This window comes from Nonomuraea salmonea (assembly GCF_042428605.1).
Lineage (GTDB): Bacteria > Actinomycetota > Actinomycetes > Streptosporangiales > Streptosporangiaceae > Nonomuraea > Nonomuraea salmonea.
The window spans coordinates 1-16,160 of sequence record NZ_JBHMCF010000034.1; the positions used below are offsets into that span (position 1 = coordinate 1).

Sequence of the window (16,160 nt, forward strand, 5' to 3'; positions counted from 1 at the left end):
TCCGTCGCCCTTCCGCCTCCGCGCGGCTGCGCTCCCGCGCCCCCTCCGGGCCTCCGCGCCTCAGGGCCTCCGCGCTTCTGCGCTTCCGCGTTTTCGCGCTTCCGCGTTTTCGCGCGTCTGCGCTTCCGCGCGTCTGCGCTTCCGCGCGGACTCCGTGTGTCTGCGGTCGTGTGTCTGCGCGCCTTGGGGTTCCTGCGTCTTCCGACCCCGTCCCACGCGCCTGCGCGTCCCGGCCGCTGCGTGGCGGCGCGGGTGTCAGGCGGTCTTGTGGTGGCTCAGCGGGTTGGTGGGGTGCGGTCAGGGTGAGGGGTCTTCGTGGGTGGGGAGGCGGATGCGGAAGGTCGCGCCTTGGGCGGGGGCCGTGTGCAGGTCCACGTGGCCGCCGTGGGCGGTGATGATCGAGCGGACGATCGCCAGGCCCAGGCCGGCGCCGCCCGTTGCGCGGGCGCGGGAGGCGTCGGCGCGGTAGAAGCGGTCGAAGGCCCGGGCGGCCTCCTCCGGGGTGAGGCCGGGTCCCTCGTCCTCGATGACCAGCACCGACTCGCCGCCCTCGGTGCCGACGCCGATTCTGATCGGGGTGCCGGCGGGGGTGTGGGTGATGGCGTTGCCGACGAGGTTGCTGACGACCTGGCGCAGGCGGGCCTCGTCGCCCAGGACCGGTGCGGTGCCGGCGGGGCCGCCGGACGGGCCGGTGAAGGTGATGGGCCGGGTGGGGTCGAGGGCGGTGACGTCGTGGCGGGCGTCGGCGGCCAGCGTACGCAGATCCATGGGCGTCAGCTCCAGCCCAGGCCCGTCGTCCTCGTCGAGCCCGGCGAGCAGCAGCAGGTCGTCCACCAGCTTGGCGAGCCGCCCTGACTCGCTCTCGATGCGGGCCAGCGCGGGCCCGGCCTCGGTGCCGCCCATGCGGTACAGCTCGGAGAAGCCCTTGATGCCGAACAGTGGCGTACGCAGCTCATGGCTGACGTCCGCGACGAACCGCCGCATCCGCGCCTCGGAGTCGACCCTGGCGGTGACGCCCTGCTCGATCTGGGCGAGCATCGCGTTGATCGAGCGGGCCAGCCGCCCGACCTCGGTGGTGGCGGGCCCTGGCGAGGGCACCCGCCTGGACAGGTCGCCTCCGGCGATGGCCGCCGCCGTCTCCTCCACGCGCCGCAGCGGGGCCAGCCCGGCCCGGATGGCCAGCCCGCCGAGCAGGGCGAGCACGGTGAGCAGGATCCCTCCGGCGACGTAACAGACGACCCACATGCGATCGACGGTGGAGTGCAGCCCGTCCAGCGACACCGCCGCCACCACGCCCGTGTGCCCGACCTCGGCACTGGTACGCCGGGCCGGCAGCGCCACCGCCCGCCACTCGGTGCCGTCCGCGTCCCGCACGGTGAACGGCCGCCCGCCCCGTTCGGCGATGGCCGCCGTGTCGAGCCGGGGCAGGTCGATGCCGCTCTCGCCGAACGCGCGCAGCACCCGGCCGTCGGGCGCCAGGTAGGCCGCGTGGATCCGGCTGACGAGGTCGAGATCGGTGAGGACCATCGGAGTGTCGCCTGCCCGGGTGCTGAGCGCGGTGGCCAGCTCCGGCGGCACCGCCGACATCGCCACGCCCATGGGGGCGAGCTGGGCGTCCACGCGGGCCATGAGCTGCGTTTCGAGCTGGCGTACGAGCACCGACCCGATCACCGCCAGCCCCACGACGAGCAGCAGGACCGTGATGGCCAGCAGCCGCGCGCGCAGCGAGAGCCCGCGCAGCCGGGCGATCACGGCTTCGGGCGGCGCAGGACGTAGCCGACGCCGTGCACGGTGTGGATCAGCTTGGGCGAGTCGCCGGAGTCGAGCTTGCGACGCAGGTAGCTGATGTAGGTGTCGACGATGCTGGTGTCGCCCGCGAAGTCGTAACGCCAGACGTGGTCGAGGATGCTCGCCTTGGGCAGGACGCGGCCCGCGTTGAGGACGAGGTGGTGCAGGAGCCTGAACTCGGTGGGCGACAGGCGTACCGGCCGCCCGGCTCTGGTGACCTGGTGGCCGTCGGGATCGACCTCCAGGTCGCCGACCACCAGCGTGTGGTCGCCGGCGCCGGTGCGCCGGAGGATGGCCCGGATCCGCGCCAGCAGCTCCTCCAGGTCGAACGGCTTGGTGACGTAGTCGTCGCCGCCCAGCCGCAACCCGTTGATCTTGTCGGTCTTGGCGTCGCGGGCGGTCAAGAAGAGCACCGGCACCGGCCGGCCGTCGGCCCTGGGCAGGGCGCGCAGCCGGCGCAGCACCTCGAACCCGTCGAGGTCGGGCAGCATGACGTCGAGCAGCACCAGGTCGGGCGGCTCGCGCCGGGCCTCCTCCAGCGCCTGGACGCCGTCGGCCGCCGAGCCCACCTCGAAGCCCGCGAAGCGCAGCGTCGCCGACAGCAGCTCTCTGACGGTGGGCTCGTCGTCGACCACCAGCAGCCGCTCGGCCAAGTGAGCCACCTCCCGAGGTCCAGGGTATTCAGGCGTCCCGGTTCCTGAACCGGGCGAAGGCCACGGCCACCATGACCGCGACGAAGGTCACGACGATCCCGTACGCCACCGGATCCGGCAGCACCGACGACCCGTAGATCGCCTTGAAGGGCGCAGCGTTGGGCCAGAACGATTCGACGAAGCCCCCCACGGCGGCGGGCATCACGTCCGACAGCGCGGGCAGCAGCAGGAAGGCGACGGCGATGTTGACCGCGGCGGCGGTGCCGCGCAGCAGGAAGCCGAGCGCCAGGCCGAACAGCGCGATCAGCGTCAGCACGACCGGCCCGATGAGCAGGAAGCGCATCGCGGCCGGCTCGCCCGGCATCGCGGCCGGCACGCCGTTCGACGCCAGTGTGCTCTGCCCGACCGTGAACATCAGCACGACCGACGCCACGCTCACCGGCAGGGCGGTCAGCACCGTCATGCCCGCCTTGGCGGCCAGCAGCCGGCTGCGCCTGCCGACCGCGGCCATGCTCGCCGCCATGGTGCCGGAGCCGTACTCGGAGGAGACCACCAGCACCCCGATGCCGGCGATGAGCAGCTGGACCAGGAACACCCCCCGCATGCCGCTCTCGACGGGGGAGAAGTCGAGCTGCTCCTGCGGGGTGGAGGTGACGTAGTCGGTGACGCCGGCGTTGCCGAACATCCAGCCCAGGAACGCCGACATGGCGACCGCCGCCACCGCCAGCACCATGGTGGCCCGGACGCTGCTGAACTTGGTCCACTCGGCCTTGAGCACCGGGGTCTCGATCATCGGGCCGCTCCGTACTCGACGGCGTCGCGGGTCAGCTCCATGAACGTCTCCTCCAACGAGGGGCCGCGGGTGCTCAGCTCGTGCAGGGTGACGTTCTCGGCGGCGGCCAGGCGGCCGACGTCGGGCGCGGTCATGCCGGTGACCAGCAGCTCCCCGGAAAGGCCCGGATCGACGCGGGCGCCCGACAGCTCCAGCCGCCGGGCGAAGGAGCCGGCGTCCGGCGTGCGGACCACCACCAGCTGGTCCGACCCGGTGAAGTCGGCGATGTCGCCCTCGGCGAGCAGCCGCCCCTTGCCGACCACCACCAGCCGGTCGGCGGTCATCGCCATCTCACTCATCAGGTGGCTGGAGACCAGCACCGTACGCCCCTCGGCCGCCCATCCCCGCATCAGCGTGCGCGCCCACCGCACGCCCTCCGGGTCGAGCCCGTTGACCGGCTCGTCGAGCAGCAGCACCGGCGGGTCGCCCAGCAGCGCGGCGGCGATGCCCAGCCGCTGGCCCATGCCCAGCGAGAACCGGCCCGCCCGCCGGTCCGCCGCGTCCGCCAGCCCGACCAGGTCGAGCACCTCGCGCACGCGGGTGTCCGGGATGCCGTTCGTCTGGGCGAGGAAGAGCAGGTGCTTGTACGCGGACCTGTTCGGGTGCACGGCGGAGGCGTCCAGCAGCGAGCCGATCGTGTGCAGCGGGTGCCGCAGCTCGCGGTACGGCCGGCCCATGACCGTGGCAGAACCGGACGTGGGCAGGTCGAGGCCCAGGATCATGCGCATGGTCGTGCTCTTGCCGGCGCCGTTGGGGCCGAGGAAGCCGGTGACGAGGCCCGGCCGTACGGTGAAGGTGAGATCATCTACGGCGGCGTGCTCGCCGTAGCGTTTGGTCAGTCCATTGAGCTGGATCATGCGACCCAGCCTGCGGCGGCCGTCTGGGGGCGTTCTGAACGGTTCTGTGAGTTCTCTGTGAGCGCGGACGGCCCCACATGGTGACGTGGTGACCGCCCGCGCGTAACCCACAGAGAATTCTCAGGCGGCGGCCCTGACCGGCTGGGGCTCGGGCTCGGGCTCCGGCAGGTGGGTCACCGTGGCCGGCTCGCGGCCCGGGAGCAGCCGCGACGACAGCGCGATCAGCAGCCCCAGGAGGACGCCGATGCCCAGCGCCGTACGCAGCCCCGCGGCGTCCGACAGGAACCCGATCACCACGGGGCCGAGCAGCAGCCCGGCGTACCCCATGGCGCCGGCCTGCGCGATCGCAGGACCAGGCGTGCCGGTCGCGGTGCCCGCGAGCGACAGCGTCAGCGGCGAGATCGTCGCCACGCCGAGCCCGACGAAGAACATCGCCGCCACGGCCACCACCGCCGCGGGAGCCAGCAGCACGACCGCGAAGAACCCGGCCGTCGCCACCCCCGACACGGTCAGCATGCCGCGCACCCCGAACCTGACCCGCAGCCGGTCACCGGTCAGCCGGGCGATGAGCATGCCCACCTCGAACACCGGGTAGCCGAGCGCCGCCACGGCCTCGGGCGCGCCCAGCTCGTCGCGCAGGTAGAGGCCGTTCCAGTCGGCCACCGTGCCCTCGACCATGAACGCGAAGAACATGATCGCGCCCAGCAGGTAGACGACCGGCGGCAGGCGGCGCCGCCCTTGCGCGGGGGTCTCGACGGCCGGCGGCTCAGGCAGGTACGTGCGGCCGAGCAGCACCATGACCGGCAGCGAGAGCAGGCCGATCAGCGTGACGTGCACGGTGAACGGCAGCCCGGCGGCGATGGCCAGGGCGCCCAGCGCGCCCGCCGAGATGGCGCCCACGCACCAGCCGGCGTGCATGCCGTTCATCAGCGGCCGCCGGTACGCCTGCTCGACGGCCGAGCCCTGGGCGTTCATGGCGACGTCCATGACGCCGAAGGCCATGCCGAACAGCACCACGGCCGTCAGCAGCAGCGGCAGGTCGGGGGCGAGGCCCACGCCGAACAGGCTCAGCGCCGTCAGAGGACCACCTGCCCGCAACACCGCCCTGCTGCCCACGCGCGCCATGACGCGGCGCATGGACTGCATCGTCACCAGGGCGCCCAGGCCCCATGCCAGCAGGATCGTCCCGACCATGGCCTCGGACAGGCCGAGTTTGTCGGTCAGGGCGGGGATGCGCACGGTCATCGTGCCCACCATCAGGCCGGCAAGGACAAAGGTGAGGACCGCCCCGTGACGGGCACTCCTCAGCTCGCGGGTCATAAGGCCACACCTCACTGAAGTCGTACGTGTTCTTGGTCATGCGTCAGAGCGCGCCGGATCGTTCCGGCACGCCGAGCGCCGCACCGGGAGCCGGTGCGGCGCACGTCAAAGGGGCGCCGTCAAGGCGCCCTGCGGGGGGAGGGGGAAGGTGCCCGGAAGGGGCGTCGGCTCAGCCGGGGGTGAGCAGCGCGGACAGGCGGCGTTCGAGAGCCTGGAGGTCCTCTTCGCTGTTGAGCTCGGGGTCGTGGCTCGCGACGTCCCACAGCCCTTCACAGGCCAGCCGGACGATCTGCGCGGCCAGCGGATCGGGCTCGTCGCTCAACCCCTCGCGGTGCCATCGGGCCATCGCCTCGCGCAGCGGAGCGAGCAGGAACAGGTTGCCCGACGCCCCCGTGACGACGGCCCACCGTCGCAGGCGGCCGGAACGTACGGCGGCCAGCGTCGCGCCCAGATAGCGCTCGGTGTAGGTGGCACCCGGCTGGGCGGCCACGAGCTCGTCGAAGTCGTCGATCAGCCGCTCCACCATGCCCCTGATCAGGTCATCCTTGGAGCCATAGTGATAGAGCAGGCCGCCTTTGCTCACGCCCGCCCGTTCGGCCACCGCGGCCAGGGTGAGCGCGGTCGAGCCCTGGTCGCAGAGGAGCTCCTCCGCCGCGTCCAACAGCTCGTCCCTTCGCATGCCTTAACTGTACCGTCCGGACGGTACAGTCGCAAACGAGATACCCTGGGCGGGTGACCAGACCGTCGGCCTATCTTGATCATGCAGCCACCACCCCCATGCTGCCCGAGGCGATCGAGGCCATGACGGATCAACTCAAACGCGTCGGAAATGCTTCCTCGCTGCACGCGGCGGGTCGCCAGGCGCGCAGGGTGGTCGAAGAGGCCCGGGAGACGATAGCCGACGCGCTCGGCGCCCGGCCCAGCGAGGTCGTCTTCACCTCCGGCGGCACCGAGGCCGACAACCTCGCCATCAAGGGCCTCTACTGGGCGCGCCGCCCGCGCCGCCGGGTGCTCATCAGCTCCGTCGAGCACCACGCCGCGCTCGACCCCGCCCACTGGCTGGCCGACAGCCAGGGCGCCGAGCTGGAGCTGCTCGAGGTCGACGAGCTCGGCCGGGTCCACCCCGAGACGCTGCGCGCCGCCATCGAGCGCGACCCCGACGACGTCGCCATGGTCAGCATCATGTGGGCCAACAACGAGGTCGGCACCGTCCAGCCGGTCCACGTGCTGGCCGCCATCGCCCACGACCACGGCATCCCGTTCCACAGCGACGCCGTGCAGGCCGTCGGGCAGCTGCCGGTGTCGTTCTCCGGCTCGGGCGCCGACGCGGTCACCATCAGCGGCCACAAGGTCGGCGGGCCCATCGGGGTCGGGGCGCTGCTGCTGGCCAGGGGGGTCACCCCGGTGTCGGTGCTGCACGGCGGCGGCCAGGAGCGCGACGTGCGCTCAGGCACGCTCGACGCGCCCGCCATCGCCGGGCTCGCCGCCGCCGTCTCCGTCGCCGTACGCGAGCAGGAGACCCTCGCCCGCCGTCTGTCGGCGCTGCGCGACGAGCTCATCCTGCGCGTCCGCGACGCCGTGCCCGACGTGGTGCTCAACGGCGACCCCGACGACCGGCTGCCCGGCAACGCCCACTTCTCCTTCCCCGGCTGCGAGGGCGACGCGCTGCTCATGCTGCTCGACGCCAAGGGCGTCGAGTGCTCCACCGGGTCGGCCTGCTCGGCCGGGGTGGCGCAGCCGTCCCACGTGCTGCTGGCCATGGGCGCCGACGCGGCCACCGCCCGCGGCTCGCTCCGCTTCACCCTCGGCCACACCTCCACCCGCGAAGACGTGGACCGCCTGATCGAGGTGCTGCCCGCCGCCGTCGAACGCGCCCGCCGCGCCGGCCTCAGCTGACTTCCCCGCCTCAACCGGTCCCGCGCCGGCCTCGGCCGACCCCGCGCCGGCCTCAGCCGGCCCCGCCTCAATCAGCCCCGCGCCTGCCTCGGCCGACCCGGTCTCAACCGCTCCCGCGCCTGCCTCGGCCGGCCTCCCGCCCCAGGCTCAGGTCAGGAAGGGGGCGATGGCCGTCCAGGCCGGGTCGTGGGCGACGTCGACCCGCGGCTTGCCCTCGTCCCAGCCGGCGGCCAGCTCCTCGGCGTGGGTGACGGCGTCGCCCGCAGGGTCGGCGTAGACGTGGACGACGCGATGCCCCTCGGCGCTCAGGTGCACCGCGATCACCGCCTCGTCGCGCCGCTTGGCCAGCCGCGCGGCCAGGCGCTCCTCGAAGTCGCGCAGCGCGGTCACCGAGTCGCCCGCGGGCAGGCCGTTGTCGTCGCGGTGCGCGTACGGGAGCGTGATCGCGATGTGCCGGTCGCAGAGCGGATGATCGACGGGGCGCAAGGGATAGCGGACGGTGGCCACCAGCGCGGCGCCGCCGCCGGTCTGACCCTCCATCAGCACCCACTCGTCCTCGCCGGCCCCGCCGGCCACGTCGGCGACGACGGCGGGCAGGTGGACGGCCGCGACGGCGTCGATCGGCTCGAACGTGACCGCCGTGATCTCGCCCACCCACCGGGCGACGTCGTCCTCGCCGAGCAGCCAGTCGAGGGCGAGCAGCGCGCTCTCCAGCCGGGTGTCCTCGTCGAGCTCGCCGAAGATCGGGTGGTAGGCGGCGACGTCGACCCGGGCCTGGTTGCGCGGCACCCGCAGCCCCAGCGTCAGCTTGTCGAGCCCGAACGTCAGCCCGCCCACGTCGAGGGCCAGCTCGCCGGCGCGCGGATTGGCCTGGCGCGACGGGTGGAACTCCCACAGCAGGTCGGCGGGCGGCGCCCCCTTGACCCAGCGGTGGGCCAGCGAGCGCAGCTCGGCGTCGCCGGCCGCGGTCACCACGAGGGCGTGCGCGGCCTCCTTGCCGGGCGCCACCTCCCAGACCAGCCCCGGATCGATCGCGGAGACCGCGGGAGCCAGCAGCTCCTCGAGGTCGCCGGTCTCGCCGGATGCCACCAGTGAGTCGAGCCGCGGCCTGGTCTCCTGCCACCACGTCCAGAATCCGGCGATGGCCTCGCCCTGCCGGCCCGCCCCTTCGTCTGCGTCTTTGCGCCCGAACAGTCGCATGGCCGAATCCTTCCAGACCGAGCCCATGGTCGCGCACTCCCGGCCGGACAGTACGCTGGAAGCGTCATGGGACTGCGAGTGCTTGCCGCCATGTCGGGCGGCGTCGATTCAGCGGTGGCCGCTGCCCGCATCGCGGAGGCAGGTCACGACGTCACGGGTGTGCATCTCGCGTTGTCGGCCAACCCCCAATCCCATCGCACGGGGGCCAGGGGCTGCTGCACGATCGAGGACTCCCGTGACGCGCGCCGCGCGGCCGACGTCATCGGCATCCCGTTCTACATCTGGGACATGGCCGAGCGTTTCCAGCGCGACGTGGTGGAGGACTTCGTCGCCGAATACGCAGCGGGCCGCACGCCCAACCCGTGCCTGCGGTGCAACGAGAAGATCAAGTTCTCGGCGGTCCTCGACCGCGCGCTGGCGCTGGGCTTCGACGCGGTCGCCACGGGCCACCACGCCAGACTGGTCGACGGCGTGCTGTCGCGCAGCGTCGACGAGGGCAAGGACCAGTCCTACGTGCTGGGCGTGCTCACCCGCGAGCAGCTCGGCCACGCGATCTTCCCGCTGGGCGACTCCACCAAGGCCGAGGTGCGCGAAGAGGCCGCCCGGCGCGGCCTGACCGTGGCCGACAAGCCCGACAGTCACGACATCTGCTTCATCGCCGACGGCGACACCCGCGGCTTCCTCGCCGAGCGGCTCGGCTCGGCCGAGGGCCCGATCGTCGACCAGAGCGGCGAGGTGGTGGGCAGCCACCAGGGCGCCCACGGGTTCACCGTCGGCCAGCGCAAGGGCCTGCGCATCGACCGCCCGGCGCCCGACGGCCGGCCCCGCTACGTGCTGTCCATCGAGCCGGTCTCCAACACGGTCACGGTGGGCCCGCGCTCGGCGCTGCAGGTCACCACGATCGTCTGCGGCCGCCCGGTGTGGAACGGCCCGTCCCGCTTCGACGATCTGACCGTGCAGCTCAGGGCGCACGGCGAGGTCTATCCCTGCCGGCTCGACGAGACCGGCGGCGGGCTGACCATCGAGCTCGACCGGCCCGCCACGGGCGTCGCCGCCGGGCAGGCCGCCGTGCTCTACTCCGGGCCGACGGTCATCGGGTCGGCCACGATCATGTCGGCTAGCTGATCGTCACCGACTCGCCGACCGGGATGCGGCGGATGTCGGCCTGCTGCTTGTCGGCCTCCATGCGCAGCCAGTTGTCCACGAGGCCGAGGCCGATCTCGCCGTAGAGGGCGTCGTGCGTCGAGTACGCCCGCGCCGGCCGGAGCTTGCGCAGATATTCCACCACCTCGCCGAGCTTGAGCCACGGAGCACTCGTCGGCACCAGCAGCGTGGGCACCTCGACGCCGGGGTCGGTCAGCGCGTCACCCGGGTAGAACACCTCGTCGTCCAGCAAAAAACCGACATTCTGGACGATCGCCATGTCGGGGTGGTTGAAGGCGTGCCACTCGCCGAACACCTCAACCCTGAACCCGGCCGCCTCGAAGCCGTCACCCGCGCGGACGACCTGGACCTTCCCCGGCACCTCGGTCAGCCCGGCCGCGACGGCCTCGCACGTGTAGATCTCCAGGCCGGGCGATGCCGCCTTGAGCTTGTCGACGTCCACGTGGTCGGCGTGCTCGTGCGTGATGAGCACCGCGTCGGCGCCGTCGAGCACCGGGCCCTTCGTGAACGCGCCCGGGTCGATGACCAGCACCTTGCCGTTCTTCTCCACGCGTACGCAGGCGTGGTCGTGTTTCGTGAGCTTCATGCGACAGAGCCTACGCTTGTGCCCATGTCTACTGAGCCCGTGTCCACATGGGAAGCCTCAGGGGTCGGCTCGCACCCCGGCACTGATCATCTCGAGGCTGTCAGGGTCGTGTTCGGCGAGGTGCCGGGGCTGCCGTACCTCCCCGAGCTGCCCGCCAGGGGCGTCGGCGCCGACATGGTCGGACGGACGGCGGCGCTGCTCGTCGACCTGCCCGTCGAGGTGCAGCCGTCGGGCTGGCGGCTGACCGACCGGCCGGGGCGCGACCACCAGCGGGCCGTCGATCATCTGCGGCGTGACCTCGACGGGCTGGAGGAGGTCGGCCACGACTACGCGGGGCCGCTGAAGCTGCAGGTCTGCGGGCCGTGGACGCTGGCGGCGACGATCGAGCTCAAGCACGGCGACAAGATGCTCTCCGACGCGGGCGCCGTACGCGACCTGACGGCCTCGCTGGCCCAGGGGGTGGCCGAGCACTGCACGGAGGTGCGCAGGCGGCTGCCCGGGGTGACGGACATCGTGCTGCAGCTCGACGAGCCGGGGCTGCCTGGGGTGCTGGCCGGCACGGTGCCGACGGCGTCCGGGTTCGGGCGGCTCGCGGCGGTCGAGGAGTGGCGGGTGGAGGAGTCGCTGCGCTCGTTCGAGGCCGTGGTGGTGCACTGCTGCGCGCCCGGGGTGCCGTACGCGCTGCTGCGGCGGGCCGGGGTGCGCGGCGTGTCGGTGGACGCGTCGCTCATGCGGCGGCGCGATGAGGACGAGCTGGGCGAGCTGTTCGAGGCGGGGATGACGCTGTTCATGGGCGTCGTGCCCGGCAGGGACACCCGGCTGCCCGACGTGGGCGTGGTCGCCAAGCCGGCCGTCGAGCTGTGGCGGCGGCTCGGGTTCGCCGCCGACCGGCTGGCCGGGCAGGTCGTGCTGACCCCGGCGTGCGGGCTCGCGGGCGCGTCTCCCGCGTACGCGCGGGCGGCGCTGGCGGCGTGCAGGAGGGCGGCTCAGGTGCTGCGTGACGATCCCGCGAACCAGGGCGGCTGAGCCATGGTTTTGTCGGTGGTCGGCGGTAGCGTTTGCTCAGGTCGTCGTACGGAAGGAGACGCTGCGTGAGTGAGCCAGGCGCCGAGGTCGAGGGCGTGCCGGTGGCCGCGCTCAAGCGGCATGCCGAGCTGAGTGATCTGGTCGAGGACGCGCGCTGGCGCTACTACGTGCTCGACCAGCCCACGGTGAGCGACGCCCAGTTCGACGAGTGGTTCAGAGAGCTCCTGGCGCTGGAGGAGGCGCACCCCTCGCTGCAGACGCCCAAGTCGCCCACCCAGAAGGTGGGCGCGCCGGTGTCGGGCGACTTCGCGAAGGTCCAGCACCTCAACCGCATGGAGAGCCTCGACAACGCCTTCAACGCCGACGACATGCTCGCCTGGATGCAGCGGGCCGAGCGCCTGGCCGAGGGCGACCCTGGCCCCTATCTCTGCGAGCTCAAGATCGACGGGCTGGCCATCGCGCTGGTCTACCGCGACGGCAAGCTGGAGCGCGGCGCCACCCGCGGCGACGGCCGCACCGGCGACGACGTCACGGCCAACGTCCGCACGATCAAGGGCATCCCCCACCGGCTCAAGGGCGACGACGTGCCGAGCCTGGTCGAGGTGCGCGGCGAGGTCTACATCCCGGTCGAAGACTTCCAGAAGCTCAACGAGCAGCTCGTCGAGCAGGGCAAGCCGCCGTTCGCCAACCCGCGCAACTCCGCGGCCGGCACGCTGCGGCAGAAGGACCCGCGCATCACCGCCCAGCGGCCGCTGCGCATGCTGGTCCACGGCATCGGCGTGTGGGAGGGCGCGGCGGAGCCGCGCGCCCAGTCCGAGGTCTACGACCGGCTGCGCGAGTTCGGGCTGCCGGTCAGCGACCTCTACAGGGTCGTGCCGGGGCTCGACGAGGTCAACGAGTTCATCGAGCACTACCGCGTGCACCGCCACGACCCGCCCTACGAGATCGACGGCGTCGTGGTCAAGGTCGACGACTTCCGCACCCAGCGGGAGCTGGGCTCCACCTCGCGGGCGCCGCGCTGGGCGATGGCGTACAAGTATCCGCCCGAAGAGGTCAACACCAAGCTGCGCGACATCCAGGTCGGGGTCGGGCGCACGGGGCGGGTGACGCCGTTCGGGGTGATGGAGCCGGTGTCGGTGTCCGGCTCGACGGTCGAGCGGGCCACGCTCCACAACGCCGCGATCGTGAAGAAGAAGGGCGTGCTCATCGGCGACACGGTGGTGCTGCGCAAGGCCGGTGACGTCATCCCCGAGATCGTCGGCCCCGTCGTGCCGCTGCGCGACGGGTCGGAGCGCGAGTTCGTGATGCCGACCCACTGTCCCGAGTGCGGCACGCTGCTGGCCTACGAGAAGGAGGGCGACGCCGACCTGCGCTGCCCCAACGCGCGCGGCTGCCCCGCGCAGATCCGCGAGCGGCTGTTCTTCGCCGCCGGGCGGCGCGCCCTCGACATCGACGGGCTCGGCTACGTCGCGGCCACCGCGCTCTCCCAGCCGCTGCCGCCGCAGGAGCCGGTGGTGCGCACCGAGGCCGACCTGTTCGACCTGACCCTCGATCGGCTCATCCCGATCAGGTCGGTGGTGCGCGACCAGGAGACCGGGCTGCCCAAGATCGACCCGAAGACGGGCCAGGAGAAGGTCGTCACGTTCTTCTCCAACATCAACGGCGAGCCCAGCCAGAACGCGCTGCGGCTGATGGAGGAGCTCGAGCGGGCCAAGCAGTCCTCGCTCGCGCAGGTGCTGGTGGCCCTCTCGATCCGGCACATCGGCCCGCCCACCGCCCGCGCGCTGGCCGACGCCATGCGCTCGATCGACGCGATCATGAACGCGTCCGAGGAGGAACTGGCCGCCGTTGAGGGCATCGGGCCCAGGGTGGCGGCCACGATCAAGGAGTGGTTCGAGGTCGACTGGCATCGCGAGATCATCGAGCGGTGGCGGGCGGCCGGGGTCCGCATGGAGGACGAGCCCGCGCCCGAGAAGGGGCCGCAGACCTTGGAAGGCCTGACCTTCGTGGTGACCGGCACTCTCGAGGGCTACACCCGCGACACCGCGGCCGACGAGCTGACCAGGAGGGGCGGCAAGGTGTCCAGCTCGGTGTCGAAGAAGACCTCGTTCCTGATCGCGGGGGAGAACGCGGGCTCGAAATACGACAAGGCGGTCGATCTCGGGGTCCCCATCCTCGACGGCGCCGGCTTCGAGGTGCTGCTGAAGGACGGCCCCGAGGCAGCGGCCGAGGCCGCCACCAAACCCGAGTCCTGACGAGGTAGTGGGAGGGGGTTCGTTCGCGGGCGCGGGCGGGCCCCCCTTCGCTTGCTGGACCCCCTTTTGGCGCGCCGTCTCCAAGACCGACCCCGACACGCGCGTCACCCACGCCGCTCAGGGGGAGTGGGAGGGGGTTTGCTCGCGTCCGCGGGCGACCCCCTTTCGCTTGGCTGATCCCCTTGCGGCACGCCCTCTACAAGACAAACCCAGACCAGTGTGTCGCCCACGCCGCTCGCAGGGCTCGGGGAGCGCGTCCCGAGCGGGTTTTCGGGTTGCTGGGTTGTGCGGTTGGCGGTCTTTTTCGGGGGTGTGGGGTGCCGGGTCGGGTCCGGCTGGTCGTCGTAGTGTGCTCGGCTTGCTACAGAGGGTGCTTTTTGGGTATATGTCGGAAAGGAGAAGTGACGGAACGTACGCGCTTGGTTTCGCGAAGTGGGGTGAAGGTCGTACCCTCCCATAGTGACCTAATGGGGGTTCTGTTACCGATGACTGACCCAACCGACACCCGCGACACCGGACCACGCGTCGGCACGCCGCTGTGGGGCTATCTCGCGGGCGTCACCGTGATCGGCTTCACCGGCCTCGTGGTGGCCATGCTCCGGCTCGACCCGTCCGGCCTGGTGGAGCTCGCCCGCACCCCGCTGTTCTGGGTGCTGGCGGTGCTGGTGATCCTGGGCGAGCTGCGGCCCGTCATGGTGTCGTCAGCGACCGCCGTGGGCGGCACGTACCCGTCCACCATGTTCACCTTCGCGGTGCTGCTGCACCTCGGGCTGCCCGTGGCGGTCCTCATGCAGGCCGTGGCGGTCACCATCAACGGCGTGGTGACGCGCAAGTCGTGGCATCGGGTCATGTTCAACATCGCGCAGTCCTCCCTGGCGCTGATCGCGGCGGCCGTGGTGCTGGGGGCGTTCGGCATCGTGCCGAGCCCGGCCGTGCCGTGGGTGCCGAGGGGCGGTGACCTGCTCGCGATCGCCCTGTCCGGGCTCGCGTACTTCCTGGTCAGAGGCGCCCTCGTGTGCAGTGCCGTCGCGCTGCACGAGCGGCGCTCGCTCGTCCGCGTGCTGAGGGCCAGCGTCGGCCCGCAGGGCCTGGTCTACATCGGCCTGCTGGGCCTGGCGCCGCTGGTGGTGGTCGTGATGAGCCATTCGCCGGGGCTCGTCCCGTTGTTCGTGGCGCCGCTGGCCGCCGTCTACTTCACCGCCACGCTGTCCCTGCGCCGCGACCACCAGGCCATGCACGACGAGCTGACCGGCCTGCCCAACCGCAAGATGCTCGTGGTCAGCACCGAGGAGGCGCTGGCCGAGGTGCGCCACGACGAGCGCGTGGGGCTGTTCCTCCTCGACCTCGACCGGTTCAAGGAGGTCAACGACACGATGGGCCACCCGGTCGGCGACCGGCTGCTGCAGCTCGTCGCGCATCGGCTCACCCATTCGGTACGCCCTGGCGACGTCGTGGCCAGGCTGGGCGGCGACGAGTTCGCCGTGCTGCTGCCCTCGATCAGGGACGCCCACGCGGCCAGGGAGGTCGCGGCCCGGCTGCGCGCCGCCCTGACCGAGCCGGTACGCCTGGAGGGCATGACGTTCGACCTCGACGCCTCGGTCGGCATCGCGCTCTATCCCGACCACGCGCCCGACTTCGAGCTGCTGCTGCAGCGGGCCGACGTGGCAATGTACCTGGCCAAGGAGGGACGTACGGGCGTCGAGCTCTACCAGCCCGACAAAGACCGCAACTCACCCGAACGCCTGACCCTGCTCGGCGACCTGCGCCGCGCCATCGACAACCACGAGCTGCGCCTGCACTACCAGCCCAAGGTGGCGCTCGGCACCGGCGACGTGCAGGGGGTCGAGGCGCTGCTGCGCTGGCGGCACCCCGTGCACGGGCCCGTGTCGCCGGCCGACTTCGTGCCGCTGGCCGAGCAGTCGTACCTGATGCGGCAGCTCACGGCGTACGTCATCGAGGAGGCCCTGCGGCAGGCCGCGGCCTGGTGGCACACCGGGCTGCGGGTGCAGATCTCGGTCAACATCTCGGCCCGCGACCTGCTCGGCTCGGCGCTGCCCGAGCAGCTCGAGGTGGGCCTGGCGAAATACGCGCTGCCGCCGGCCGCCATTCAGCTGGAGGTCACCGAGCGCATCCTGACCGGCGACCAGGCGTACACGCAGGAGACCATCAAGGCGCTGGCCGCGCTCGGCGTGCCGCTGGCGCTCGACGACTTCGGCACCGGCTACTCCTCGCTCATCCGGCTGCAGCGGCTGGCCGTCTCCGAGGTGAAGATCGACGCCTCGTTCGTCCGCCGGATCGCCGAGTCGGAGGACGACTACCGGATCGTCCGCTCGATCGTCGACCTCGTCCGCTCGCTGGGGCTGCGCTCGGTGGCCGAGGGCGTCGAGTCGGACGACGTCGCGATGCGGCTGGTCGAGCTGGGCTGCGACGTGGGGCAGGGCTGGCTGTTCTGCCAGCCGATGCCGGCCGACGAGACCGCCGTCTGGCTGCGCGACAGGACCGGGGGATCGGTGGAGTACGAGTACCAGCCGGAGGTCAGCTCCGCCTGACCGGATAATGCGTTCAGGGCTGCTACGTCAAGAC

General features: G+C 72.1%; 13 protein-coding genes. 5 read left to right on the forward strand and 8 right to left on the reverse strand.

All coding sequences use genetic code 11. From position 1 onward, the window contains the following. Positions 1-297: 297 nt before the first annotated feature. From ACFFR3_RS27760 to ACFFR3_RS27785, 6 genes are all read right to left on the reverse strand, one after another. Positions 298-1,752: a sensor histidine kinase gene (locus ACFFR3_RS27760; protein WP_379484099.1), complete on the reverse strand. Its 1,455-nt coding sequence runs from the start codon at positions 1,750-1,752 to the stop codon at positions 298-300. Then, positions 1,749-2,441 (reverse strand): response regulator transcription factor, encoded by a 693-nt coding sequence (locus ACFFR3_RS27765; RefSeq protein ID WP_345389305.1) that lies wholly within the window; start codon positions 2,439-2,441, stop codon positions 1,749-1,751. Before ACFFR3_RS27765 ends, ACFFR3_RS27760 begins: the two co-directional genes overlap by 4 nt. A 28-nt stretch (positions 2,442-2,469) precedes the next feature. Further along, positions 2,470-3,234, reverse strand: a complete 765-nt coding sequence (locus ACFFR3_RS27770; protein ID WP_364376525.1) for a hypothetical protein — start codon at positions 3,232-3,234, stop codon at positions 2,470-2,472. Then, the gene (locus ACFFR3_RS27775; protein WP_345389301.1) at positions 3,231-4,130 is read right to left on the reverse strand and encodes an ABC transporter ATP-binding protein; all 900 of its coding nucleotides are present in this window, start codon (positions 4,128-4,130) and stop codon (positions 3,231-3,233) included. The genes ACFFR3_RS27770 and ACFFR3_RS27775 overlap by 4 nt, the downstream gene beginning before the upstream one ends. Positions 4,131-4,250: 120 nt before the next feature. Continuing rightward, a complete protein-coding gene (locus tag ACFFR3_RS27780; RefSeq protein ID WP_364376519.1) occupies positions 4,251-5,450 on the reverse strand; it encodes an MFS transporter in 1,200 nt (399 codons plus the stop codon). A 169-nt stretch (positions 5,451-5,619) separates the two neighbouring features. Continuing rightward, positions 5,620-6,129 (reverse strand): TetR/AcrR family transcriptional regulator, encoded by a 510-nt coding sequence (locus ACFFR3_RS27785; protein ID WP_345389297.1) that lies wholly within the window; start codon positions 6,127-6,129, stop codon positions 5,620-5,622. Positions 6,130-6,182: 53 nt separating this feature from the next. On the opposite strand from ACFFR3_RS27785, the gene ACFFR3_RS27790 reads away from it, so the two are divergent. After that, positions 6,183-7,346, forward strand: a complete 1,164-nt coding sequence (locus ACFFR3_RS27790) for a cysteine desulfurase family protein (RefSeq protein ID WP_364376516.1) — start codon at positions 6,183-6,185, stop codon at positions 7,344-7,346. 147 nt (positions 7,347-7,493) lie between these two features. Here the strand turns inward: ACFFR3_RS27790 and ACFFR3_RS27795 are convergent, their stop codons facing one another. After that, positions 7,494-8,546, reverse strand: a complete 1,053-nt coding sequence (locus ACFFR3_RS27795) for a DUF695 domain-containing protein (RefSeq protein WP_379484100.1) — start codon at positions 8,544-8,546, stop codon at positions 7,494-7,496. Between the two features lie 66 nt (positions 8,547-8,612). Between ACFFR3_RS27795 and mnmA the strand changes: the two genes are divergently transcribed. Next, positions 8,613-9,671 carry a tRNA 2-thiouridine(34) synthase MnmA gene (gene mnmA, locus ACFFR3_RS27800; RefSeq protein WP_345389291.1) on the forward strand — a complete coding sequence of 353 codons (1,059 nt, stop codon included), beginning with the start codon at positions 8,613-8,615 and terminating at the stop codon, positions 9,669-9,671. Here mnmA and ACFFR3_RS27805 read toward each other — a convergent pair. Next, the gene (locus ACFFR3_RS27805; protein WP_345389289.1) at positions 9,664-10,296 is read right to left on the reverse strand and encodes an MBL fold metallo-hydrolase; all 633 of its coding nucleotides are present in this window, start codon (positions 10,294-10,296) and stop codon (positions 9,664-9,666) included. The genes mnmA and ACFFR3_RS27805 overlap by 8 nt on opposite strands. A 24-nt stretch (positions 10,297-10,320) precedes the next feature. On the opposite strand from ACFFR3_RS27805, the gene ACFFR3_RS27810 reads away from it, so the two are divergent. The 3 genes from ACFFR3_RS27810 (at position 10,321) to ACFFR3_RS27820 (ending at position 16,126) form a co-directional block, all read left to right on the forward strand. Further along, positions 10,321-11,322, forward strand: a complete 1,002-nt coding sequence (locus ACFFR3_RS27810) for a methionine synthase (RefSeq protein WP_345389287.1) — start codon at positions 10,321-10,323, stop codon at positions 11,320-11,322. A 65-nt stretch (positions 11,323-11,387) separates the two neighbouring features. Next, positions 11,388-13,577, forward strand: a complete 2,190-nt coding sequence (ligA, locus tag ACFFR3_RS27815) for an NAD-dependent DNA ligase LigA (RefSeq protein WP_345389285.1) — start codon at positions 11,388-11,390, stop codon at positions 13,575-13,577. Between the two features lie 485 nt (positions 13,578-14,062). Further along, the gene (locus ACFFR3_RS27820) at positions 14,063-16,126 is read left to right on the forward strand and encodes a putative bifunctional diguanylate cyclase/phosphodiesterase (protein ID WP_379484101.1); all 2,064 of its coding nucleotides are present in this window, start codon (positions 14,063-14,065) and stop codon (positions 16,124-16,126) included. Positions 16,127-16,160 lie beyond the last annotated feature (34 nt).